Source organism: Streptomyces eurocidicus (assembly GCF_002891295.1).
GTDB lineage: Bacteria > Actinomycetota > Actinomycetes > Streptomycetales > Streptomycetaceae > Streptomyces > Streptomyces eurocidicus.
On the sequence record NZ_LGUI01000015.1, the window covers coordinates 23,395 to 46,390 of the forward strand.

Sequence of the window (22,996 nt, forward strand, 5' to 3'; positions counted from 1 at the left end):
TCAGTGACCCATGCCCAATCCGCCGTCGACAGGAATGACGGCTCCAGTGATGTATGCGGCCTCGTCCGAGGCGAGGAAGCGGACCGAGGCGGCGATCTCCTCGGGCTGCGCGTAGCGCGCGAGCGGAACCTGCTTCGTGATGTTCTCCCGCTGCTCGTCGGTGAGCACGCGGGTCATGTCGGTGTCGACGAAGCCGGGGGCGACGACATTGCAGGTGATGTTCCGGGAGCCGAGCTCACGGGCGATCGAGCGGGCGAAGCCGACCAGGCCGGCCTTGGAGGCGGCGTAGTTGGCCTGGCCCGCCGAGCCCAGCAGGCCGACCACGGAGGAGATCAGCACGATACGGCCCTTGCGGGCGCGCAGCATGGCCCGGGAGGCGCGCTTGACGACCCGGAAGGTGCCGGTGAGGTTGGTGTCGACGACGGAGGTGAAGTCGTCCTCCGACATGCGGAGCAGCAGCTGGTCACGGGTGACGCCGGCGTTGGCCACCAGCACCTCGACCGCGCCCTGCTTCTCCTCGATCTCCTTGTACGCCTGCTCGACCTGCTCGGGGTCCGTGATGTCGCACTTCACGGCCAGGAAGCCGGCGGGCGGCTCACCCGAACGGTAGGTGATCGCGACCTTGTCGCCCGCTTCGGCGAAGGCGCGCGCGATGGCGAGGCCGATGCCCCGGTTTCCTCCGGTGACGAGAACCGAGCGGCTCAAGGGACCACCCTTCCTTCACGTATAGCTGCCATATCGGACTGCTGATCGTCTGTACCGTACGAAAACTATCTGGCCGGAGCACGCTACGTGCAGCCCGCCTCAAACAGGAGCGCATCGTGGTCACTGTCGGGTCCCTACAGAAAACACTGGTCAGTGGCGGATCGGGCGCGACATGATTCACAGCGACGACCTCCGGGAGGACCCTGTGCCCCATCCGACGCCCCACCCCATCGACGAGTCATTCCTCGCCCTGCCACTGCGCCCGCTGGCCGACGCGGCGCTCGCGCGTGCCCGCGCCCTGGGCGCCGAGCACGCGGACTTCCGCTTCGAGCGGGTGCGCAGCGCCTCCCTGCGGCTGCGCGACGCCCGGCTGGCGGGCTCCTCGGACACCACCGACGTCGGATACGCGGTGCGCGTCGTGCACGGCGGCTGCTGGGGCTTCGCGGCGGGCGTGGACCTGACGATGGACGCCGCGGCGCGGGTGGCGGGGCAGGCCGTGGCGATGGCGAGGCTGTCGGCGAAGGTCATCGCGGCGGCCGGCTCGGACGAGAGGGTGGAGCTGGCCGACGAGCCGGTGCACGCCGAGCGGACGTGGGTCTCCTCGTACGAGACCGACCCCTTCGGGGTGCCGGACGCGGAGAAGACCGCCCTGCTGGCGGAGTGGAGCGCGCGGCTGCTGGCGGGCGAGGGCGTCGCCCACGCGGACGCGTCGCTGCTCACCGTGCACGAGAACAAGTTCTACGCGGACTCCGCCGGTACGACCACCACCCAGCAGCGGGTCCGGCTGCACCCGCAGCTGACGGCGGTCGCGGTGGACCCCGCGGGCGGCGGCTTCGACTCGATGCGCACCCTGGCGCCGCCGGCCGGCCGGGGCTGGGAGTATCTGACGGGCACCGGCTGGGACTGGGACGCCGAGCTGGCGGAGATGCCCGCGCTGCTGGCGGAGAAGATGCGCGCGCCGAGCGTCCGCGCCGGTGCGTACGACGTGGTGATCGACCCCTCCAACCTGTGGCTGACGATCCATGAGTCGATCGGGCACGCCACCGAGCTCGACCGGGCCCTCGGCTACGAGGCGGCGTACGCGGGCACGTCGTTCGCGACGCCCGACAAGCTGGGCACCCTGAGGTACGGCTCGGAGATCATGAATGTGACGGGCGACCGGACCGCCGAGCACGGCCTGGCGACCGTCGGCTACGACGACGAGGGCGTGGCGGCCCAGTCCTGGGACCTCGTCAAGGACGGCGTCCTCACCGGCTATCAGATGGACCGGCGCATCGCGAAGCTCACCGGCCTGGGCCGGTCCAACGGCTGCGCCTACGCCGACTCGCCCGCGCACGTGCCGGTGCAGCGGATGGCGAACGTCTCGCTCCGGCCGGCACCGGACGGCCCCTCGACCGAGGAGCTGATCGCCCGTGTGGAGAACGGGATCTATGTGGTCGGCGACCGCTCGTGGTCCATCGATATGCAGCGGTACAACTTCCAGTTCACCCAGCAGAGGGCGTACGCGATCCGGAACGGCCGGCTTCACGGACAGCTCCGGGATGTCGCCTACCAGGGGATCACCCCTGAGTTCTGGGGCTCCATGGAGGCCGTCGGCGGGCCGAGTACATACGTCCTGGGAGGGGCCTTCAACTGCGGAAAGGCCCAGCCCGGCCAGATCGCCGCGGTCTCCCACGGCTGCCCCTCGGCGCTCTTCCGGAACGTGAACATCCTGAACGCTTCGGACGAGGCGGGGGGCTCCTGACGGAGCCGTCTGCCCTGTCCGCCGGGCGGGAGGACGGCCCCGGCGCCGTAGCGCGTCGGCGCCGTCCGCGGCGGTCCTCTCGAGGTCGCGCCCCGGGAGAGGCCCTCAGATCCGGGCGTTGAGGGTCATGAAGAACCGCCGCTCGATGAAGTGGTCGAAGGCCGGGCGCACCTCGCCGTCCACGAGGTCGACACCGCACATATAGAGCTCCGGACGGTTGGACAGCAGCTCGAAGTCCCGTACCGCGTCCTCGAAGCCGCACACCACGCCCGGCTCGGCGGCCGAATCGATCAGCAGGACGTGGTCGTGCGCGGCCATGGGCGTCCGCCGGGCCCACTCCACCGCCGCGTCGTCCGAGACGCCCGCCAGCGCGAGCGAGCGATGCGGGAGCTGACCCCAGTCGATGCCCGACCCCGCCCACGGAAGCGTGCACAGGTAGGCGTCGAACCCGGCCGAGAGGGACACGGGCCCCGCGCTCGCGCCGTGCTCGCCGAGCCAGCCGGAGATCTCGTCGATGCGCATGCGCAGAGGCTAGGTCAGCGGCGCCCGGCGCCGGGCGCCGGGCGGGAAAAGCCACTGTCCTTCCGGGCGCCCCGGTGCTTACCCTGCGAAGGCGATCAATGAGGTGATCACAGCCGGAAGCGCTCAGTAGGCTCGGCTCCGACATCGACACGAGGTCGTCTTGAACACCACCGAGGAGGCCGGTCAGTGAGCTCTCGTACGACGCGCAGCCGGAACGCACCCCACGAGATCGTCGAGCGAGCCCTGGAGCTGTCCCGCGCCGACGGCTGTGTGGTGATCGCGAGCGAGGAGTCCACCGCCAATCTGCGCTGGGCCGGCAACGCCCTGACCACCAACGGCGTCACCCGGGGCCGTACGGTCACCGTGATCGCCACCGTCGACGGCGCCGAGGGCACCGCCTCCGGTGTCGTCTCCCGGTCGGCGGTCACCGCGGCCGAGCTGGAGCCGCTGGTGCGGGCCGCCGAGGCCGCCGCGCGGGAGGCCGGGCCGGCCGAGGACGCGCGGCCGCTGGTGACGGGCGTACCGGGGTCCGCCGACTTCACGGCGGCGCCCGCCGAGACCGGCGCCGCGGTCTTCGACGCCTTCGCGCCCGCGCTCGGCGAGTCCTTCGCCCGCGCCCGCGCCGAGGGCCGGGAGCTCTACGGCTTCGCCCACCACGAGGTCGCCTCGCACTACCTCGGCACCTCGACCGGGCTGCGGCTCCGCCACGACCAGCCCACCGGCACCCTGGAGCTGAACGCCAAGTCCCCGGACCGGCTGCGGTCCGCCTGGGCGGGCCGGGCGACCCGGGACTTCCGCGACGTCGACCCGCCGGCCCTCGACGCGGAGCTGGCGCGCCGGCTCTCCTGGGCGGAGCGGCGGATCGAGCTGCCCGCCGGGCGGTACGAGACGCTGCTGCCGCCGACGGCCGTGGCCGACCTGCTGATCTACCAGCAGTGGTCGGCGACGGCCCGGGACGCGGCCGAGGGCCGTACGGTCTTCTCCAAGCAGGGCGGCGGCACCCGGATCGGCGAGAAGCTGTCGCGGCTGCCGCTGACCCTGAGCAGCGACCCGGCCGCCGAGGGCCTGGAGTGCGCGCCCTTCGTGCTCACCGCGAGCTCCGGCGACGACGCGTCCGTCTTCGACAACGGCCTGCCGCTGGGCCGGACGGACTGGATCCGCGACGGGGTGCTGGAGCGCCTGGTGACCACCCGGCACAGCGCCGGCCTGACGGACCTGCCGGTGGCGCCCTTCGTCGACAACCTGATCCTGGACGCGGGCGGCACCCGCTCGCTGGACGAGATGGTCGCCGCCACCGACCGCGGCCTGCTGCTGACCTGCCTCTGGTACATCCGCGAGGTCGACCCCGCGTCGCTGCTGCTCACCGGGCTGACCCGGGACGGCGTCTATCTGGTGGAGAACGGCGAGGTCGTCGGCGAGGTCAACAACTTCCGCTTCAACGAGTCGCCGGTCTCGCTGCTGTCCCGCGCCACCGAGGCCGGGCGCACCGAGCGGACGCTGCCGCGCGAGTGGGGCGACTACTTCACCCGTGCCGCGACGCCCGCCCTGCGCGTGCCGGACTTCAACATGAGCTCGGTCAGCCAGGGGGTGTGACAGACGGGGCGCGCGACCGGTCCGAATAGACTGGTCCGCGTCCGACCTGTCCGTCACCGGGCCCCGCGCCCGCTCCGCTTCACCTTCATCGCTCCGCCCCATCGATCACCAGGAACGTCAACATGACACGCCTCGGCGAATCCGTCGCCCGCGCCGGCGAGCTCCTCGCGCAGGACCTCTCCTCCGACCAGACCGTCCAGCGGCTGCTCACGGAGACGGGCTCGCGGCGCTATCTCGATCTGACGGATCTGTCGGCGAAGGAGCAGGCCGAGCTGATCGCCTCCCGCACGGTCGAGGTGCTGCCGGGCGTGGCGAAGCTCGCCGAGCGCATCGACCAGCGGAAGGCCGAGGGCAAGGGCCTCTCCATCAAGCTGGGCATCGACCCGACGGCGGCCGACGTCCACCTCGGCCACGCCGTACCGGTGATCATCCTCAGCCGGTTCCAGCGCATGGGACATGACGTCACCCTGCTCATCGGTGACTTCACGGCCAAGATCGGCGACCCGACGGGCCGTACGGCGGAGCGCCCGCCGCTGACGGACGAGGACATCGCCCGGAACCTGGCGGGCTACCGCGAGCAGGTCCGGCCGTTCTTCGACTTCGAGAAGGTCACCTTCGTCCAGAACAGCTCCTGGCTGGCCCCGTACACCTTCCCGGAGCTGCTCGGGCTGCTCTCCCAGGTGCCGGTCTCGCAGCTGCTCCAGCGCGAGGACTTCCGCACCCGGCTGGCGGCCGGCTCGGGCCTGTCCATGGCCGAGCTGCTCTACCCGATCGCACAGGGCCTGGACTCGGTCGCGCTGGACTGCGACGTCGAGCTCGGTGGCGCGGACCAGCTGCTCAACCTCCAGATGGGCCGCAAGCTGATGGAGCTGCGGGGGCAGAAGCCGCAGCTCGTCGTCACGATGCCGCTGATCGAGGGCACGGACGGCACGGGCGCGAAGATGTCCAAGTCCAAGGGCAACTACGTGGGTCTGACCGCCCCGGCCGACGATGTCTTCGGCAAGATCATGTCGGTGCCGGACCGGCTGATGGAGCCCTACCTCAAGGCGTGGACGGAGTGGACGGACCAGGAGGTCACCCAGGTCCTGGCCCGGGTCGAGGACCGGTCGCTGCACCCGATGGACCTCAAGAAGGTCCTGGCCGGCGAGGTCGTCACGGCGCTGTACGGCGTCGAGGCCGCCATGGCGGCACGCGCCGGGTTCATCGCGCAGTTCTCGAAGAAGAGCTTCACCGATGTGGAGTCGCTGCCCGTGGTGGAGCTGGCGGAGCACGGCGCGGAGCCCGCGACGACGGTGCTCAGCCAGGTGCTGGGCTTCCAGCCGAGCGCCTCGGCCGCGCGCCGGGTCGCCAAGCAGAACGGTCTGCGGCTGATCGTGGAGCACGCGGGCGGCCAGGAGTCGGTCGTGCTGGCCGAGGCCCAGGCCATCCGCCCGCTGGCGGAGGTCGTCAAGGAGACCCTGGCCGCCGCGGCCGGGTCCGGGGCGGGCGAGGTCACCGGGGTGTACCTCAAGGCCGGCCGGAAGATCGCGCAGCTCGGCGGCGTCTGATCCCCGACGGCTCCTCCCGGGTTTCCGGGGCGGGGCCGCCGGGCGAATGGTTCCAGGGGCGGTCCGGTGCGTACCGGACCGCCCCTGGCGTCCGTCGCCGCCCCGGGGCGGGAGCTTCAGGCGTGGGACTTCTTGCCGCCTCGCATCCCGACCCACAGCCGGTCGCCGATGGCGACCACGAGAACCGCGCCGGCCAGCTGGAGCAGGTGCCGCCCCCAGTCGATGCCCTTGGTGTCGTTGATGCCCAGCCCGGTGGCCGCCCAGTTCCCGAGAACGCTGCCGATCATGCCGAAGATGACCGTCAGCCAGAGTGGGATCTGCTGTTTGCCCGGCAGGATCGCCTTGGCGATCAGGCCCAGGACCAGACCGACGATGATTGCCCACAACCAGCTCATGTCGCCTCCTCGTGCGGCGCGATATGGCGTGCTCCGCCATTCTGGGGCCGCTGTCCCTACGCCGCACTTCGGACCGGCCGCTACGCCTTCGGTACGGGCTTCGCACCAGGTCGGGCCGGAGTCTCGGGGTGCCCCGGTCTCGTCGCCGGACCCGGCCGGGCGTAACGTGGAATACGTCCTGGACAGAGGCGCTTCGTCGCGGCGATCGGGTGGTGGAACGTGATGCGGAAGCAGGGCGGGGCGGAGGTCTTCAGGATCACCGGGGCCCGTCGTGGACTGGCCGAGGACGTGCGCGGCCGCCAGCGCCGCTACGTCATCTCGATGCTGATCCGCACCCTCTCGGTGGTGCTCACCGTGGTGCTGTGGAACGTCGAGCGCTATGTGGCCATAGGCACGCTCGTCCTGGGCGCGCTGCTGCCCTACGTCGCGGTCGTGATCGCCAACGCGGGCCGGGAGAACGTCCCTTCGCTGCCCGGTACGTTCGTCCCCGCTCCGACCCGTCCGGTGCTGCCGCCTCCGCCTCCCGCGGACATGGCGGAATCGGGGTCGGAATCCGGCCGCCGGGCGGCACCGCCGTCCTCCGGCGATCAGGGTCGTGACCACGACTGATGTCCCGAGGGGGCGGAACGGGCCCCCGGGCACTGCGCCAAGCTCAAGAAAACCTCAGATCAATCATGTGGTTTCAGTGCCGCGCGCCGGGCACCCCGTGACATACTTCCTAAGCGCTCCGCATCCCCCGTCGGAGCGACAGACCGACGCCGGGCGGCTCCCCCCGTGGCTGCCCGGCGTCGCCGTGTGTCCACCCGGGCAGGGTCCTGCCGCCCGTGGCGCGGGACGTAGAGTCGGGGTGTGAACTCCCCTGATGACGCCGTGATCTGTTCCGCCAAGGGCTGCCGCGCCGACGCGGTGTGGGTACTGGCGTGGAACAACCCCAAGCTGCACACGCCCGATCGCCGCAAGACATGGCTCGCGTGCGAGGAGCACCGCGAGCACCTGTCCAACTTCCTCGATCTGCGGGGGTTCCTCAAGGACGTGGTGACGCTGGCGGAGTGGGAGGCGCGGTCCTCCTCGTAGCGTCCTGCTCGTAGCGGTCCTGCTCGTGGTCGAGGGTCCCTCCCGCTGTCGGGGGCAGCGCCCCGAAAGGGCCGCGGGGAACCGCGCGGCCGGCCACGCCGCACCCGCGGACGACCCGCCGGAGGGCCGGCGGAGCGCTCAGCCGCCGATCGCCGACATCGGCCGCTGCGGCTGGAGGAACTCCGGGTCGTCCAGGCCGGAGCCGGCCTTCTTGCCCCACATGGCCCGCCGCCACAGCGCGGCCATCTCCTCGTCCGTGGCCCCGGAGCGCAGCGCCCCCCGCAGGTCCGACTCCTCGCGCGCGAACAGGCAGGTGCGCACCTGGCCGTCGGCGGTGAGGCGGGTGCGGTCGCAGGCGGCGCAGAAGGGGCGGGTGACGGAGGCGATCACGCCGACCCGGGCGGGGCCGCCGTCGACCCGCCAGCGCTCGGCGGGGGCGGAGCCGCGCTCGGTGCCGCCCTCGGGGGTCAGCTCGAAGCGGGTGCGCAGGCTCGCGAGGATGTCCTCGGCGGTGATCATGCCGTCGCGCTTCCAGCCGTGCTGGGCGTCGAGCGGCATCTGCTCGATGAAGCGCAGTTCGTAGCCGTTGCCGACGGCCCAGGCGAGGAGGTCGGGCGCCTCGTCGTCGTTGAACCCGGGCATCAGGACGGTGTTGACCTTGACCGGGGTGAGCCCCGCGGCGCGGGCCGCGGCGAGGCCGTCCAGCACGTCCTGATGGCGCTTGCGCCGGGTCAGGGTGTGGAAGACGTCGGGGCGCAGGGTGTCGAGGGAGACGTTGACGCGGTCGAGGCCGGCGTCCGCGAGCGCCTGGGCGGTACGGGCCAGCCCGATGCCGTTGGTGGTGAGGGACATCCGGGGGCGCGGCCGGAGGGCGGCACAGCGCTCGACGAGGGCCACGAGGCCGGGGCGGAGCAGGGGCTCGCCGCCGGTGAAACGGACCTCGGTGACGCCGAGGTCCGTGACCGCTATGCGGATGAGGCGGAGGATCTCGTCGTCGGTGAGCAGGTCGGGCTTGGCCAGCCAGCTCAGGCCCTCCTCCGGCATGCAGTAGGTGCAGCGGAGGTTGCAGCGGTCGGTGAGCGAGACGCGTAGATCAGTGGCGGTGCGGCCGTAGGTGTCGATGAGCACGGTGACGGCCCCTCCCGCGAACTGGCGACGGTGATGCGTTCGATGTCTCGCAGCGTACGCGATGCCCCTGGTGTTCAACAGATCGTTGAACACCAGGGGCATCGGCGGGCCCGTGCGGGCGGGTCAGTGCGCGCCGTATCCGGTGAGGGAGCGCACCTCCAGCTCGGCGTACTTCTTGGCGTCCGGCTGCTCCTTGGTGAGCAGGGAGCCGAGCCAGCCGAGCAGGAAGCCGAGCGGGATGGAGACCAGGCCCGGGTTGGCGAGCGGGAAGAAGTCGAAGCTCATTCCGGGGAAGAGCGCCTTGGGGTTGCCGGAGAGGACCGGCGAGAAGATCACCAGGGTGACGGAGGAGATCAGCCCGCCGTAGATCGACCACAGGGCGCCCTGGGTGGTGAAGCGCTTCCAGAAGAGGCTGTAGAGGATCGTGGGGAGGTTGGCGGAGGCGGCCACGGCGAAGGCCAGGGCGACCAGGGCCGCGGCGTTGAGCCGGTGGGCGAAGATGCCCAGCACGATGGAGATCGCGCCGATGACGACGGCGGCGCACTTGGCGGTGAGGATCTCCTCCTTCTCGCTCGTGCGGCCCCTGCGGATGACGTTGGCCCACAGGTCGTGGGCGAAGGACGCGGACGAGGCGAGGGTGAGTCCGGCGACCACCGCGAGGATGGTCGCGAAGGCGACGGCCGAGATCACGGCGAGGAGGATCGCGCCGCCGGTGGAGCCGGCGCCGCCGCCGATCTTCTCGGCGAGCAGCGGGGCGGCGGTGTTGCCCGACTCGTTGGAGGCGGTGATGGCCTTGGGGCCGACGAGCGCGGCGGCGCCGAAGCCGAGTGCGATGGTCATCAGGTAGAAGGCGCCGATGATGCCGATCGCCCAGTTCACGGACTTACGGGCGGCCTTGGCGGTGGGCACGGTGTAGAAGCGGATCAGGATGTGCGGCAGGCCCGCGGTGCCGAGGACGAGCGCCAGGCCGAGCGAGATGAAGTTCAGCTTGGAGGTGCCGTCCTTGCCGTACTGGAGGCCGGGTTCGAGGAACGCCTCGCCCTTGCCGCTCTGCTTGGCGGCCTCACCGAGGAGGGAGGAGATGTTCCAGCTGAACTTGTTGAGCACGAGGATGGTGATGAGCAGGGTGCCCGCGATCAGCAGGACGGCCTTGACGATCTGCACCCAGGTGGTGCCCTTCATGCCGCCGATGGTCACGTAGAGGACCATCACCAGGCCGACCAGGCCGATGATCCAGCGGCGCGAGCCCTCGCCGGTGGCACCGAGCAGGAGGGCGACGAGGGCGCCCGCGCCGACCATCTGGGCGAGCAGGTAGAAGATCGAGACGACGATGGTGGAGGTGCCCGCGGCGGTGCGCACGGGGCGCTGCTTGAGCCGGTAGGCGAGCACGTCGGCCATGGTGAAGCGGCCGGAGTTGCGCAGCGGTTCGGCGACCAGCAGGAGGGCGACGAGCCAGGCGACGAGGAAGCCGATGGAGTAGAGGAAGCCGTCGTAGCCGAAGAGCGAGATGGCGCCGGCGATGCCGAGGAAGGACGCGGCGGACATGTAGTCGCCGGAGATGGCCAGGCCGTTCTGGAATCCGGTGAAGGAGCGGCCGCCGGCGTAGAAGTCGGTGGCGTCCTTGGTCTGCCGGCCGGCCCAGACGGTGATGGCGAGCGTCGCGGCGACGAAGACCGAGAACAGCGTGATGATCAGGGTGCGGTGCTCGGTGGCGGCGGCCGCCGCCAGCGTGAGGTGCGGGCTGCCGGTCATTCGCCGCCCTCCAGACGCGCGCGGAGGGCCTCGGCCCTGGGGTCGAGCTCGGCGGCGGCGTGCCGGGAGTACCACCAGGCGATCAGGAACGTGGTGAGGAACTGGCCGAGACCGAGGACGAAGGCCACGTTGACGTGCCCGACGACGGCGGTGTCCATGAAGTCGCCCGCGTAGTTGGAGAGCAGGACGTACAGCAGGTACCAGGCGATGAAGGCGAGGGTGAGCGGGAAGGCGAACGAGCGCTGGGCGCGGCGCAGTTCACCGAACTCGGCGCTCGCCTGTACGTCGCTGAAGCGGTCGGGTTCGGCCGAGGGGCCGGGGATGCCGGGGCAACCCGGCTCCTCCGGCTCCTGGGTGGCGGTCGGTGCGGTGTCCACGAGCTCTCCTGACAAAGGGGGTACGCAGGCGCGGGCCGTCGGTCTTGTGATTCGGATCACGCATCGTAGAGGCAGGTCGCAGTATGCGACAGGGGGGCGGTGAACGAATTCGTCAAGAGCCGCCGTACGGGCGACACCGCCCGCCCGCGCCCTCGTTGACCCTGGTGTGAGCGACGCGTCACCTCCTCCCCCGCCGTCCCCCGGTCGCCGGCCGTTCGGGATCGTCAGGTTGACGGCGCCCATAGCGTCGGTGGCCGGCCCCTCCCCGGGGCGGTCGGCCGCGATCCCCAGGGCGGGCCGGTGGTACGGGCCGCGTGTGCCGCTGCCGCCGCTGAGCATCGAGGCGTTGCGCGACGCGGGTCTGTCGCCCTGAGCCCACCCGGTCCGGAAGGGGCCGGCCCGGGGCCCGAAGGGCCGTCATTTGATACCGATTCGGTGCCGTGCGGGGCCATCACCGGTCTTTGTACCCGGAATTCATTGCTCCGGACCGGTGATCGGCGCTAGCTTCACTCGTCATGTACCCGTCCGCGCGCGGCACGCGCCCGGCGGCTTTCGGATGATGTGGAGAACCCATGGCTCATCTGCGCTCCAGACGGCGCCACGCCCTGCTGGCCGTTCCCGTCGGAATCGCCCTCACCGCCTCGCTCGGCTTCCTGCCGGGCGCCGCGTCGGCCGCCCCGCAGGGCACGACGACCAAGGCCGCGGTCACCACGGACGGCCCGAAGCTGTCCTACGTGGTCAACACCGGCACCGACAAGGCCACGCTCACCAAGGTGAAGCAGGCCGTCAAGGCGGCCGGTGGCTCCATCGTCGAGAGCTACGACCGGATAGGCGTCATAGTCGCCCACTCCGGCAACCCGGAGTTCGCGAAGACGCTGCGCGCCGTCCCGGGCGTGGCCTCCGCCGGTGCCACCCGCACCGCGCCGCTCACCCCGGCCGCCACCACGGACGTCGGCAAGCCCGAGAAGCTGAAGCTGCCCAAGGGCGCGGCGCTGAGCGCGGGCCGCCCGGCCGCCGACGGCAAGGAGCCCCTGGAGGGCCTCCAGTGGGACCTGCCGGCCATCAAGGCGGACCAGGCGGCGAAGATCAACCCGGGTAGCCGGAAGGTCACCGTCGGCGTCATCGACACGGGCGTGGACGACACCCACCCCGACCTCGCGCCCAACTTCTCGGCGAGCCAGTCGGCCAGCTGCGTCACCGGCAAGGCCGACACCACGCCCGGCGCCTGGCGCCCGTTCGACCCGGAGCAGGACTACCACGGCACGCACGTGGCCGGCACGATAGCCGCGGCCCGCAACGGCGTCGGCGTCGCCGGTGTCGCGCCGAACGTGAAGGTCTCCGCGATAAAGGTCTCCACGCCCGGTAAGAGCCTCTTCTACGCCGAGAGCGTGGTCTGCGCCTTCGTCTTCGCCGCCGACCACGGCGTCGCGGTGACGAACAACAGCTACTACGTCGACCCGTGGCTGTTCAACTGCGCGGACGACGCCGACCAGAAGGCGATAGGCGAGGCCGTCGGCCGGGCCGCGAAGTACGCCCAGGGCAAGGGCATCGTCAACGTCGCCTCCGCCGGCAACTCCAACTTCGACCTGGCGGCCAAGGAGATCAACGACACCTCCAGCCCCAACGACACCAAGCCGCTGCCGCGCAAGGTGGACCCGTCGAAGTGCCTGGACGTCCCGGCCCAGCTGCCCGGCGTGGTCACGGTCTCGGCGACCGGCCCGAAGGCGCTGAAGTCGTACTACTCCAACTACGGTCTGAACCAGATCGACGTGGCCGCCCCCGGTGGCGACAAGTACCAGGTCCCCGAGCTGCCCGCCAAGGACGGCCGCATCCTCTCCACGATGCCGGGCGGCGACTGGGCCTACCTCCAGGGCACCTCGATGGCCGGCCCGCACGTGGCCGGTGTGGCGGCGCTGCTGAAGAGCACGCACCCCAAGTCGAGCCCGCAGGAGATCCAGTGGCTCCTCAAGGCGCAGGCCGACAACCCGGGCTGCTCGACCACCCCGTACGACCCGGACGGTGACGGCAAGATCGACGGTGTCTGCACCGGCACCAAGCACGTGAACAACTTCTACGGCTACGGCATCGTCGACGCCCTGGACGCGGTCCAGAACTGACGCACCGGCCGTAGGAGAGGGGCCCTGCCGCATCGGCGGCAGGGCCCCTCTTTCCGTGCCCGCGCGCCGACGTCAGGAGCGCGCGGGCACCGCCCCGTACGCCCGGGGCCGGGGCGCGGCGCCCGGCCCCGGCGGGTCCTGCGGCCGCGCCGCCCGCAGCAGCCCGTCCGCCAGGAGGAACTGCGCGGGCAGATAGCTGAGCATGATCCAGAACTGGGGCACGGGCGGCTGCGGCCAGTCGGCGACGCCACTCGCGATGAGCGTGTCCGAGGCCAGGAAGAGCAGCCCGCCGATGCCGGTGCGCAGCCGGGCGCGGCTCGCGCCGAGCGCCATCGCGGTCAGCAGCAGGCTGTAGAGCCCGACCGGCACCCGCATCCCCGGTGCGAGGTCGGGCCAGAGCAGCGCCACCGTGCCGAGGCACGCCACCGCGTACGCGCCGCCCAGCCCGTACGTCCGGCGGCCGCCCGGTGCGCCGTGCCGGGCGCACAGCAGGAGGTAGCACCCGTGCCCGGCGGCGAAGGAGGCCATGCCGAGCAGGAAGGCCGTGTCGCCGCCGGTCAGCAGCAGGGTGTCGCCGCAGCAGCCGAAAAGCAGCGCGCCGGCCAGTGGCCGGGGGCCGCCGCGGGCGAGGACGTGGGCGGCGAGGAGCGGCATCAGCGCGGGTTTGGTGACGGTCGTCGCGACGGCCGATCCCGCGAGGAGCGCGCCGAGGTGGGCGAGGGCGGTCAGGGCGAAGGCGGCGAGCAGCGCGGGGGCCGCCCGGGGGCGCCTCACGCGGCTCGCTCGTGGGCCGGGGCCCGTCCCTGGGCGGGCTGTTCCGGGGCCCGCGCGTCCCCGGGCGCGGGGGCGGGCTGCCAGCCGGGGCCGCGGAACACCCGCCCGGCCCGCTCCCGCCAGCTCCGCGCCCGCCGCAGGTCGCGCAGGATGGCCGCGTACTCGTGGGTGGCGACGCGCAGCGGGTTGTAGGTGTCGATGTTCTTCGTCAGGCCGTAGACGGGCCGCTCCCCCTCGGGGACGAACGAGCCGAAGAGGCGGTCCCAGACGATGAGGATGCCGCCGAAGTTGCGGTCGAGGTAGCCGCCCTGCGAGGCGTGGTGCACCCGGTGGTGGGAGGCCGTGTTCAGCACGTACTCCAGCGGCCGGGGCAGCTTGCCGACGCGCTCGGTGTGCACCCAGAACTGGTAGACGAGGTTCGCCGACGAGCAGAAGGCCACCGCCGCCGGGTGCACCCCGGCCGCGATCATCGGGAGGTAGAAGGGCCAGACCGTCAGCGTCGTCCAGGGCTGGCGGAGCGCGGTGGTGAGGTTGAACTTCCGGCTGGAGTGGTGCACCACGTGACAGGCCCAGAGGACCCGTACGACGTGGTGGCCCCGGTGCGACCAGTAGTAGAGGAAGTCCTGCGCCAGCAGCATCAGCGGCAGCGTCCACCAGAGGAAGGGCACGCGCAGGGGGGTGAGTTCGTAGAGGGCGGTGTAGACGGCCACGATCGGGATCTTCCAGAGGGCGTCGAAGGCCACGCTGCCGATGCCCATGCCGACGCTGGTCGCCGCGTCCTTGGCGGAGTAGCCCGCCGCGCCCGTCCGCTCCGCCGGACGCAGCCGGTAACTCGCCAACTCCAGCGCGGTGAGCAGGAGGAAGGCCGGTATGGACCACAGCATGACGTCGGGAAGGTGCGGCATGGCCGCACCATAGGCGCGCCGACGGGCCCTCCGCTAGGGGTTGTTACCGTCGGGTACCGGACAGCGTTCACGGCACGCGCCGCGCGCGGCGGCCGCGTACCCGGAGGCGGTGACCGTCACGGCCGGTACCGCGCGCACGGCGTGGCCCACGACCGTCCCGGTGCGGGTCGGGACGCACGGCCGGTACGGCCGGGAGCCCGTCCGCCGCTCGGCGCCCCGCGTCCGGATCGTGGCGCGCACCGGGGCGCGCGGGTGGGCCTCGATCTGTCCGTTTCGAGGCGCTGCCGGACACCTTCGCCGGGTACCTGCCCTGCCCGGCCGGTGGGCGCGCGACGCCTCGTACGACCCGCGCGCCGTGCGGCAGCGCTTCGGTCCGCTCGGCGGCTCCCGGGTCCGCGCGCCGATGGTGATCGACCTGGCCGACGGCCGCATGCTGTGGACGGACGTCCACCTTACGGGTGATGGGGGCGTCCACGACGTGGAGCGGCACGTCGACCGCCCGGGCCGGCTCGGCCGTGCGCTGTGGTGGTACTTCACCGGCGGCTCCCGCGTCACCCTGTGGGACCTCGCGTGCTCGGACGAGGCCGTCGTCGTCCGGCGGGCGCCCGAGCCGGGGGCGCCGGACGAGGTACCGGTCTTCCGGCGCCGCGAGTACGAGGACGCGGCCGCGTTCGCGGCACGCCCGCGGGCGCTGGGCGCGCCCGAGGAGCGGCGGCCCGCAGGCGGCCCCGGCAAGGCGGACGGGCGCGCGGCCGGCGGACGCCGGGCCCTGCTCGCCCCGCACGAGGGCGGCGTCGCGCCCGGGAAGGCCGCCTCTTCCCCGGGCCCGTCGACGCGTGCGAGGGCGTGGCACGGGTCACGGCCGGCGACCTCCTCGCGGCGCTCGCCCGGCGGCCCGCCGGGCGCGCCCGCGACGGCGCGCCCCGCGCCCGGCCGCCACCGCCGCCGTCCGGCCGGGTCTGACCCCGTGTTACGGGACCGGCCGGGGCCCGCGCTGTCAGTGCGGCCCCGTATTCTCTGTGACCATGCTCGTAGACCGCGCCGCCGCCGATTCGCCGACCCCGTGGCCGGCCGCCTATCCCGAGGGGTACGCGGTCGTCGACGTGGAGACCACCGGGCTCGCCCGGGACGACCGGATAGTGTCGGCCGCGGTCTATCAGCTGGACGCCAGGGGCCGGGTGGAGGACCACTGGTACACCCTGGTCAACCCGCAGCGGGACCCCGGTCCGGTGTGGATCCACGGCCTCACCACCGAGGTCCTGGCCGACGCGCCGCTCTTCCCGGAGATCGCCGGGGAGCTGGCGAAGCGGCTGGACGGCCGGGTCCTGGTCGCGCACAACGCCGCCTTCGACTGGTCGATGCTCGCCCGTGAGTACGCCCGCGCGCGGGCGACCGCCCCCGTGCGCCAGCGGCTGTGCACCATCGCGCTCTCCAAGGAGCTGCGGCTGCCTCTGCCCAACCACAAGCTGGAGTCCCTGGCCGCGCACTACGGCGTCGTGCAGCAGCGCGCCCACCACGCCCTGGACGACGCCCGGGTGCTCGCCGAGGCGTTCCGGCCCAGCCTCCAGCTGGCGGCCGAGGCGGGGCTGCGGCTGCCGCTGCTGGCCTGCCAGCCGCTGACGGAGTGGTCCGACGGGCCCACGGCCCCGCGCTCCGCCGCGGTCGGCTATCAGCCGTCCTACCGTTCGGGGACCTGGCGGCCCAGCCGTAAGCGGCCGGCCTGCCCGTACCCCAACCCCGGCCGTTACAAATCGGGTGAACAGCTCATTCAGGGCATGAGGGTGGCGTTCTCCGGTGACACCTCCGTCGACCGGGAGCTCCTGGAGGACCGGGCCGTCGAGGCCGGGCTGCACATCGCCACGAGCGTGTCCCGGCTCACCAGCCTCCTGGTGACCAACGACCCCGGCTCCCCCACTTCCAAGACCACCAAGGCGGCCTCCTTCGGCACGCCGGTGATCGACGAGGCGGCCTTCATGCAGCTGCTCTCGCATGTGGTCCCGGCCCCGGGCGGCGCGAAGGGCACGACGGCCGGCGGCTGACGCCACCCGATGCCAAAGGGGCGAACCCCGCCAGGTACCGTCAAACGCGTGTATCGCTTCCTGTTGTCCCGGCAATGGGTGATCCTCACGCTCGTGGGGCTCGTGCTCATCCCGGTGATGATCAAACTGGGCTTCTGGCAGTTCCACCGCCATGAGCACCGGGTCGCGCGCAACGACCTGGTGGCCCGCAGCCTCTCCGCCGACCCGGTGCCCGTCACCGAGCTCACGCGGCCGGGCCGGGCGGTGCCGGGCGACGACGTCTGGCGCCGGGTCACCGCGAGCGGTACGTACGACACCAAGGGCGAGGTCGTCGTCCGGATGCGGACCGACGCCAACGGCAAGTCGGGCTACTGGGTCCTCACCCCCCTGGTGCTGGCCGACGGCCGCGCCGTCCTCGTCAACCGGGGCTGGATCCCGGCCGACGGGGACCTCACCCGCTTCCCCGAGGTCCCTGCCCCGCCTTCGGGCAAGGTCACCGTCACCGGCCGGCTGCGGGCCGACGAGACGGACTCCAGCGGCATCAAGGACACCGCCGGGCTGCCGCCCCGTCAGGTCATGCGGATCAACAGCGAGCGCCGGGCGGCGGAGCTGCACCGCCCCGTCCTCGGCGGCTACCTCGAGCTCACCGCCCCCGAGCCCGGCGACCGGGGCCCCGTGCTCGTACCGGCCCCGGACCACGACAGCATCGGCCCCCACATGGCCTACGCCGTCCAGTGGTGGCTCTTCAGCGCCTTCGTGCCCGTCGGCTGGGTGATCCTCGTCCGCCGCGAACGCCGCGACCGGGCCGCCGAGGCCGCCCGGCGGGCGGAAACGAGCGGCGAGCCCGAGACGGCCACCGAGGCGGGGACGGCGCCGGCCGAGGCCGCGGACGCCGTCCGGACGGGCAGCTCACCGGAGTAGTCCGGCCGCCTCGCGGGAAGACGCTCCGCGTGGCAGCACTCATCGAGGACTACGCGCTCATCGGCGATCTCCAGACGGCCGCCCTCGTCGGCCGGGACGGCTCGATCGACTGGCTCTGCCTGCCCCGCTTCGACTCGGCGGCCTGCTTCGCCGCGCTCCTGGGCGACGAGGACAACGGCCACTGGCGGCTCGCGCCCGACGGCGCCGGGGAGTGCACCCGGCGCGCCTATCTGGCGGACTCCCTCGTCCTGGAGACGGTGTGGGAGACCGGGACCGGCACCGTCAAGGTCACCGACTTCATGCCGCAGCGCGACACCGCCCCCGACGTCGTCCGGATCGTCGAGGGCGTCTCCGGCTCGGTCGACATGCTCGGCGTGCTCCGGCTGCGCTTCGACTACGGCGACGTGGTGCCCTGGATGCGCCGCTGCGACGGCCACCGCGTCGCCGTCGCCGGCCCCGACTCGATCTGGCTGCGCAGCGAGCCGCCCGTGCGCACCTACGGCAAGGACCTCAGCACCCGCTGCGAGTTCACCGTCGCCGAGGGCGACCGGGTCGCCTTCGTCCTGACCTGGCACCCCTCGCACGAGCCCCGGCCGGCCCTGATCGACCCGGCCGAGTCACTGCGGCACAGCCTGGCGGACTGGCGCGCGTGGGCGGCCCGGTGCACCTACGACGGCCCGCACCGGGAGGCCGTCCTCCGCTCGCTGATCACGCTCAAGGCGCTGACCTACGCGCCGACCGGCGGCATCGTCGCGGCCCCCACCACCTCCCTGCCCGAGGAGCTCGGCGGCGTCCGCAACTGGGACTACCGCTACTGCTGGCTGCGCGACTCCACCCTCACCCTCGGCGCCCTGCTCTCCGCGGGCTACGCCGACGAGGCCCGCTCCTGGCGCGACTGGCTGCTGCGCGCGGTGGCCGGCGACCCCGCCGACCTCCAGATCATGTACGGCCTCGCGGGCGAGCGGCGGCTGCCCGAGACGGAGCTGCCCTGGCTCCCGGGGTACGAGCGGTCCTTCCCGGTCCGCGTCGGCAACGGCGCCGTCGGCCAGCTCCAGCTCGACGTCTACGGCGAGGTCATCGACTCCTTCCACGTCGCCCGCGAGGGCGGGATCGCCGACGAGCCGCACGCCTGGAACCTCCAGCGCAGCCTCATGCAGTTCATCGAGCGGCACTGGCGGGAGCCCGACGAGGGCATCTGGGAGATCCGCGGCCCGCGCCGTCACTTCGTCCACTCCAAGGTGATGGCCTGGGTCGCGGCCGACCGGGCCGTCCGCGCCCTGGAGGCCCGCCCCCGGCTCCGCGGCGACCTGGACGGCTGGCGGGCCATGCGGGACGAGGTCCACGCCGAGGTCTGCGCGCACGGCTACGACGCGGGGCGCGGCACCTTCACCCAGTCCTACGGCTCCGCCGAGCTCGACGCGGCCACCCTGCTCATCCCCCGCGTCGGCTTCCTGCCGCCCGGCGACCCCCGCGTCGTGGGCACCGTGGACGCCGTCCGCCGGGAGCTCGGGCGCGGCGGGCTGGTGCGCCGCTACAGCCTCGACGACAAGTCCCTCGACGGGCTGCCCGGCGGCGAGGGCGTCTTCCTGGTGTGCTCGTTCTGGCTGGCCGACGCGCTGCACCTGACCGGCCGTGCCGAGGAGGCCCGGGAGCTCTTCGAACGGCTGCTGTCCCTGCGCAACGACGTCGGCCTGCTCTCCGAGGAGTACGACCCGGCCGCCCTGCGGCAACTCGGCAACTTCCCCCAGGCGTTCAGCCACATCGGACTGGTCGGCACGGCCCTGGCCCTGAGCGGGGCGGGCACGGCACACTGACGCCATGGATCTTGGACTGAAGGACCGGGTGTACGTGCTCACCGGCGCGAGCCGCGGGCTGGGCAACGCGGCGGCCCGGGAGCTGGTGGCCGACGGGGCGAAGGTGGTGCTCACCGGGCGGGACGAGAAGTCCGTCGCGGCCGCCGCCGAGGAGCTGGGCGAGCGCGCCGTGGGGGTGGCGGCGGACAACGCCGACCCCGAGGTGGCCGCGCGTCTGATCGCCACCGCGCGGGAGCGCTTCGGCCGCTTCGACGGCGTCCTCGTCAGCGTCGGCGGCCCGCCGCCCGGCTCGGCCGCCGACAACACCGACGAGCAGTGGCGGGCGGCGTTCGACTCCGTCTTCCTCGGCGCCGTCCGCATGGCGCGGACCGCCGCCGCGGAGCTCTCCGAGGGCGGGGTGATCGGCTTCGTGCTGTCCGGGTCGGTGCACGAGCCGATCCCCGGCCTGACCGTCTCCAACGGCCTGCGCCCCGGGCTCGCGGGCTTCGCCAAGTCGCTGTCCGCGGAGCTGGGCCCGCGCGGCATCCGCGTGGTCGGCCTCCTCCCGGCGCGCATCGACACCGACCGGGTGCGGGAGCTGGACGCGCTCTCCGGCGACGCGGAGGCCGCGCGGGCGCGGCACTCGGCGGAGATCCCGCTGCGGCGGTACGGGACGCCGGAGGAGTTCGGACGGGCGGCGGCGTTCCTGCTGTCGCCGGCCGCGTCGTATCTGACGGGGTTGATGCTGCCGGTGGACGGGGGTGCGCGGCACGGGTTCTGACACCTGCGGCGGGCTTTTTCCCCGGCCCCGCCCCTTCCCGTAACCGGGGCCGACGCCCCGGGCCCCCTTCCGTGCTCCGCGCGGTGGCCTCAAACGCCGGCCAGGCTGGATTTTCGCCCGGTCCGAGCTCGGCTTTCCGCCCATTCCGGGCGACAACTCAGCCCGTCCGGGGGCACCTCCTGGGGGCACCCTCAGCGGTAGCTGGGGGAGGTAGCCGGGGGAGGTAGCCGGGGGAGTTTGAGGACCGGGGTCCGGGGCGGAGCCCCCCGCGCGGCGGAGCCGCACATCGGATACTGCGGGAAGGGGCGGGGCCGGGGAAAAGCCCGCCCGTCACCCCACCCGCTCCGCCCGGTGCCGCACCGCCCCCACCCGCACCTCCGCGGGAATCCGCGACAACCCCGTCGAAGCGCGCGCATGCGCCAGCACCTCCGCCGACAGCCCCCGCACCGCCGTCACGGGCGACCCGTGCGGAGCGAGCGTCAGCCCCACCCGCACCTCCGGTGCCACCCGGCGTCCCCTGAGTACCACCAGGGCCCTCTCCACCCCCGCCGAGGACTCCGCCTCCGCGGACAGCACCTCCTCCAACGCGCTCCCCCGGAGCACCACGGGCTCGCCGTCCCCGCCGTTCAGGAGGACCTCGCGCAGCCGGGCCCGCCGCAGCTGCGCCAGCAGCCACCACAGCGCCAGCAGGACCACGACGGCGAGCGCCGCGATCACCGCGGGCCACCACCAGCCCTCGGCGCGCCACTTGCGCCGGTCGGCCCGGCCGAGCAGGACGTCCCCGGGCGAGTCGAAGGGCCACGCGGACGGCAGCGTGAAGCCCCAGTGCCGCTGGAGATCCAGCGAACCGATGAGCACCGCGGCACCCAGCGCCACCAGCACCAGCCCGGCCAGCCCGGTCAGGACCCGGTTCACACCCCTCAGCGCCATGCGCTCACCTCTTCGCCGGCCGACGTACGGAGACCGACAGCCCGGGCCGCCGGGCGAGGCCCAGCTGCCGTACGCCGTCGGCGAGCGCGGTGTCCAGGTCGGCCCGCACCTCGTCCAGGTCCCGGAAGTGGGACCGCGCCCGCGCTCTGACCCGGCGGCGCCCCACGTCCACCCGGACGGACCGGACCCCGGAGACCTCCATGGCCCGGTCGCGGAGGACCAGCGCCGCCGCCCTGCGGTCCAGGCCGGCCCGGACGTCCTCGGTCTCGCGCCGCATCGGCAGCACCCGGCGGAGCCCGGGGGTGAGCGCGAGCGCGATCAGCCACAGCCCGGCGAGCACGGCCACCGCGGCGCCCGCGAGGATCCAGGCGTCGTCGAGCCGCCGGTTCGCCAGCTCGTGCGCGAGGCGCCGCCGCCAGCTCATCGCGGGGCGCCCGGCCCGTACGGCCGCCACGTCGTAGAGGAAGAGGCCGGCGGTGCCGAGCACCACGGCGGCGACGAGCGCGGCGGGCAGCCGCCGCACCGCCCAGAACCGCCCGGCGCGCCCGGCGGCACCGTCCTCCCGCCCACCGGGAGGTACGTCCGTAAGGACGCCGCCCCCTTCGGCACCGGAACCGGCCCCGGCTGGGGTGCCTGCCGACCCGGCGGCGGAAACACCGGCCGGACCACCGGCCCGCTCGCCCGAAGCCATACCTCCAGGACCGCAGCCCGACCCGGCCCCGGAACCGGCCGGACCACTCGCGGCACCATCGGCCGACCCACCGCCGCCGGTCCCGGCCAGGTCGCCGGAAGACCCGGCCCCTGGGACGCCCTCAGGACCGATACCCGGCACACCCGCGCCGGTCGGATCGCCCCCGCCGCTCAACGGACCCGCTCCCCGCTCCGCGCCCGTGCCCGTGTCTGCGCCGAGTGCAGGCGCTCCACCGTGACGGCCACCTCCGGTACCTCCATGCCCGCCAGCGCTCCCACCCGCTCCACGATCCGCCGCCGGACCCCCGCGCACCCGGCGGCGAGGTCCGACGGGTAGCCCAGTTCCACCGAGACCCGTACCCGGGCCGCGTCCTCGTGCACCGTCACCGTCGCGTACGGCGGCGTACGGCCCTCCGTCGCCGCGTCGCCGAGCGCTTCCCGCGCCGCCTGGGAGGCGATCTTCGCGACGACGCGGTCGGCGATCCGGGTCGCGCCGCGCTCAGCCGGTTCCACCACGCGCCCTCACCCCGCCCCTCGTGCGCTCATCGCCGCCCGTCCCTTTCCCGCGAGCGGAAGAATTCGCCCGGATCCACATCGCCGTCCAGGAACCGCCCCGCCACGAACCCGATCGCACCCAGGGCAGCCACCAGCAGGAAGGCTCCGAACCCGCCGAAGTACCCGGCGAATGCGAGGGCCATACCGGCGATCATGCCGACCACGGCCATGCTCATCGTCCGCTCCTCTACTGGAGCCGCTGCTCCGGTTCGTCCTCTTCCTCGTCCGGCAACTTCACGTCGCTCACGGCGATGTTGACCTCGACGACCTCCAGGCCGGTCATGCGCTCCACCGCCGAGATGACGTTTTCCCGCACCGCGCGGGCGACATCCGCGATCGCGACCCCGTAATCCACGACGATCTCCAGGTCCAGCGCCGTCTGGACCTCGCCGACCTCCGCCTTGACCCCCCGGGCGACGGACTTCCCGCTACCGGGCACCCGGTCGCGCACCGCGCCGAAGGTGCGGGCGAGGCCGCCGCCCATCGCGTGCACTCCGACCACGTCCCGGGCCGCCATCCCGGCGATCTTCTCCACGACGCCGTCGGCGATGGTCGTCCGGCCACGGTCGGAGGGGGCGGCCGGGGACTCCTTCGAGGGGGTGTCGGTCATCGTCGATCGCCTCTTTCCCAAGGGGGAGGAAAAACGTCTACGGCTCCATTTGCCACCTTAGGCGG

23 protein-coding genes are annotated in these 22,996 nt (G+C 73.0%); 10 read left to right on the forward strand and 13 right to left on the reverse strand.

The window, feature by feature from the left end; genetic code table 11:
- Complete coding sequence (gene fabG, locus AF335_RS33115; RefSeq protein WP_102922136.1) at positions 1-705, reverse strand: 3-oxoacyl-[acyl-carrier-protein] reductase; 705 nt, start codon at positions 703-705, stop codon at positions 1-3.
- A gap of 205 nt (positions 706-910) precedes the next feature.
- Between fabG and AF335_RS33120 the strand changes: the two genes are divergently transcribed.
- On the forward strand, positions 911-2,449 hold the full coding sequence (locus AF335_RS33120) for a TldD/PmbA family protein (RefSeq protein WP_244927232.1): 1,539 nt from the start codon (positions 911-913) through the stop codon (positions 2,447-2,449).
- 105 nt (positions 2,450-2,554) lie between these two features.
- Here the strand turns inward: AF335_RS33120 and AF335_RS33125 are convergent, their stop codons facing one another.
- Positions 2,555-2,971, reverse strand: a complete 417-nt coding sequence (locus tag AF335_RS33125) for a hypothetical protein (protein ID WP_102922138.1) — start codon at positions 2,969-2,971, stop codon at positions 2,555-2,557.
- A gap of 186 nt (positions 2,972-3,157) precedes the next feature.
- Between AF335_RS33125 and AF335_RS33130 the strand changes: the two genes are divergently transcribed.
- Positions 3,158-4,564 carry a metallopeptidase TldD-related protein gene (locus AF335_RS33130; RefSeq protein WP_102922139.1) on the forward strand — a complete coding sequence of 469 codons (1,407 nt, stop codon included), beginning with the start codon at positions 3,158-3,160 and terminating at the stop codon, positions 4,562-4,564.
- A gap of 122 nt (positions 4,565-4,686) precedes the next feature.
- Complete coding sequence (tyrS, locus tag AF335_RS33135; protein WP_102922140.1) at positions 4,687-6,111, forward strand: tyrosine--tRNA ligase; 1,425 nt, start codon at positions 4,687-4,689, stop codon at positions 6,109-6,111.
- 116 nt (positions 6,112-6,227) lie between these two features.
- On the opposite strand, the gene AF335_RS33140 is transcribed toward tyrS, so the two are convergent.
- Complete coding sequence (locus AF335_RS33140) at positions 6,228-6,506, reverse strand: GlsB/YeaQ/YmgE family stress response membrane protein (RefSeq protein WP_102922141.1); 279 nt, start codon at positions 6,504-6,506, stop codon at positions 6,228-6,230.
- A gap of 222 nt (positions 6,507-6,728) precedes the next feature.
- On the opposite strand from AF335_RS33140, the gene AF335_RS33145 reads away from it, so the two are divergent.
- Together AF335_RS33145 and AF335_RS33150 are read left to right on the forward strand one after the other, a co-directional pair.
- Positions 6,729-7,115: a DUF3099 domain-containing protein gene (locus tag AF335_RS33145; RefSeq protein WP_102922142.1), complete on the forward strand. Its 387-nt coding sequence runs from the start codon at positions 6,729-6,731 to the stop codon at positions 7,113-7,115.
- A 240-nt stretch (positions 7,116-7,355) separates the two neighbouring features.
- Positions 7,356-7,580 (forward strand): hypothetical protein, encoded by a 225-nt coding sequence (locus tag AF335_RS33150; RefSeq protein WP_102922143.1) that lies wholly within the window; start codon positions 7,356-7,358, stop codon positions 7,578-7,580.
- A gap of 138 nt (positions 7,581-7,718) precedes the next feature.
- Here the strand turns inward: AF335_RS33150 and moaA are convergent, their stop codons facing one another.
- The 3 genes from moaA to AF335_RS33165 all read right to left on the reverse strand — a co-directional run bounded on the left by moaA (position 7,719) and on the right by AF335_RS33165 (position 10,837).
- Positions 7,719-8,708: a GTP 3',8-cyclase MoaA gene (gene moaA, locus AF335_RS33155; protein WP_244927233.1), complete on the reverse strand. Its 990-nt coding sequence runs from the start codon at positions 8,706-8,708 to the stop codon at positions 7,719-7,721.
- 123 nt (positions 8,709-8,831) lie between these two features.
- Positions 8,832-10,460, reverse strand: a complete 1,629-nt coding sequence (locus AF335_RS33160; protein WP_102922145.1) for a solute symporter family protein — start codon at positions 10,458-10,460, stop codon at positions 8,832-8,834.
- A complete protein-coding gene (locus tag AF335_RS33165; RefSeq protein WP_102922146.1) occupies positions 10,457-10,837 on the reverse strand; it encodes a DUF485 domain-containing protein in 381 nt (126 codons plus the stop codon). The genes AF335_RS33160 and AF335_RS33165 overlap by 4 nt, the downstream gene beginning before the upstream one ends.
- A 572-nt stretch (positions 10,838-11,409) precedes the next feature.
- Between AF335_RS33165 and AF335_RS33175 the strand changes: the two genes are divergently transcribed.
- Positions 11,410-12,954, forward strand: coding sequence for a S8 family peptidase (locus tag AF335_RS33175; protein ID WP_102922148.1), 1,545 nt, complete (start codon positions 11,410-11,412; stop codon positions 12,952-12,954).
- 72 nt (positions 12,955-13,026) lie between these two features.
- On the opposite strand, the gene AF335_RS33180 is transcribed toward AF335_RS33175, so the two are convergent.
- Positions 13,027-13,728 (reverse strand): lysoplasmalogenase, encoded by a 702-nt coding sequence (locus AF335_RS33180; protein ID WP_102922149.1) that lies wholly within the window; start codon positions 13,726-13,728, stop codon positions 13,027-13,029.
- Entirely contained in the window at positions 13,725-14,633 is a 909-nt protein-coding gene (locus tag AF335_RS33185) for a sterol desaturase family protein (RefSeq protein WP_102922150.1), read from the reverse strand. Before AF335_RS33185 ends, AF335_RS33180 begins: the two co-directional genes overlap by 4 nt.
- 1,025 nt (positions 14,634-15,658) lie before the next feature.
- Here AF335_RS33185 and AF335_RS33195 point away from each other — a divergent pair.
- From AF335_RS33195 to AF335_RS33210, 4 genes are read left to right on the forward strand one after another with little or no spacing between them, the layout of a single operon-like run.
- A complete protein-coding gene (locus tag AF335_RS33195) occupies positions 15,659-16,672 on the forward strand; it encodes a DEDDh family exonuclease (protein ID WP_102922177.1) in 1,014 nt (337 codons plus the stop codon).
- A gap of 48 nt (positions 16,673-16,720) precedes the next feature.
- Positions 16,721-17,572: an SURF1 family cytochrome oxidase biogenesis protein gene (locus tag AF335_RS33200; protein WP_102922152.1), complete on the forward strand. Its 852-nt coding sequence runs from the start codon at positions 16,721-16,723 to the stop codon at positions 17,570-17,572.
- 29 nt (positions 17,573-17,601) lie between these two features.
- Entirely contained in the window at positions 17,602-19,386 is a 1,785-nt protein-coding gene (locus tag AF335_RS33205) for a glycoside hydrolase family 15 protein (RefSeq protein ID WP_102922153.1), read from the forward strand.
- A gap of 4 nt (positions 19,387-19,390) precedes the next feature.
- Positions 19,391-20,146: an SDR family oxidoreductase gene (locus tag AF335_RS33210; RefSeq protein ID WP_102922154.1), complete on the forward strand. Its 756-nt coding sequence runs from the start codon at positions 19,391-19,393 to the stop codon at positions 20,144-20,146.
- Positions 20,147-20,476: 330 nt separating this feature from the next.
- On the opposite strand, the gene amaP is transcribed toward AF335_RS33210, so the two are convergent.
- The 5 genes from amaP to AF335_RS33235 form a co-directional block, all read right to left on the reverse strand.
- Entirely contained in the window at positions 20,477-21,076 is a 600-nt protein-coding gene (gene amaP, locus AF335_RS33215; RefSeq protein ID WP_102922155.1) for an alkaline shock response membrane anchor protein AmaP, read from the reverse strand.
- 4 nt (positions 21,077-21,080) lie between these two features.
- Positions 21,081-21,767 carry a DUF6286 domain-containing protein gene (locus tag AF335_RS33220; protein WP_184743154.1) on the reverse strand — a complete coding sequence of 229 codons (687 nt, stop codon included), beginning with the start codon at positions 21,765-21,767 and terminating at the stop codon, positions 21,081-21,083.
- A gap of 170 nt (positions 21,768-21,937) precedes the next feature.
- The gene (locus AF335_RS33225) at positions 21,938-22,279 is read right to left on the reverse strand and encodes an Asp23/Gls24 family envelope stress response protein (protein WP_102922178.1); all 342 of its coding nucleotides are present in this window, start codon (positions 22,277-22,279) and stop codon (positions 21,938-21,940) included.
- Between the two features lie 29 nt (positions 22,280-22,308).
- Entirely contained in the window at positions 22,309-22,497 is a 189-nt protein-coding gene (locus AF335_RS33230; RefSeq protein ID WP_102922156.1) for a hypothetical protein, read from the reverse strand.
- Positions 22,498-22,508: 11 nt separating this feature from the next.
- Positions 22,509-22,931 carry an Asp23/Gls24 family envelope stress response protein gene (locus tag AF335_RS33235; protein WP_102922157.1) on the reverse strand — a complete coding sequence of 141 codons (423 nt, stop codon included), beginning with the start codon at positions 22,929-22,931 and terminating at the stop codon, positions 22,509-22,511.
- Between the last annotated feature and the right edge of the window lie 65 nt (positions 22,932-22,996).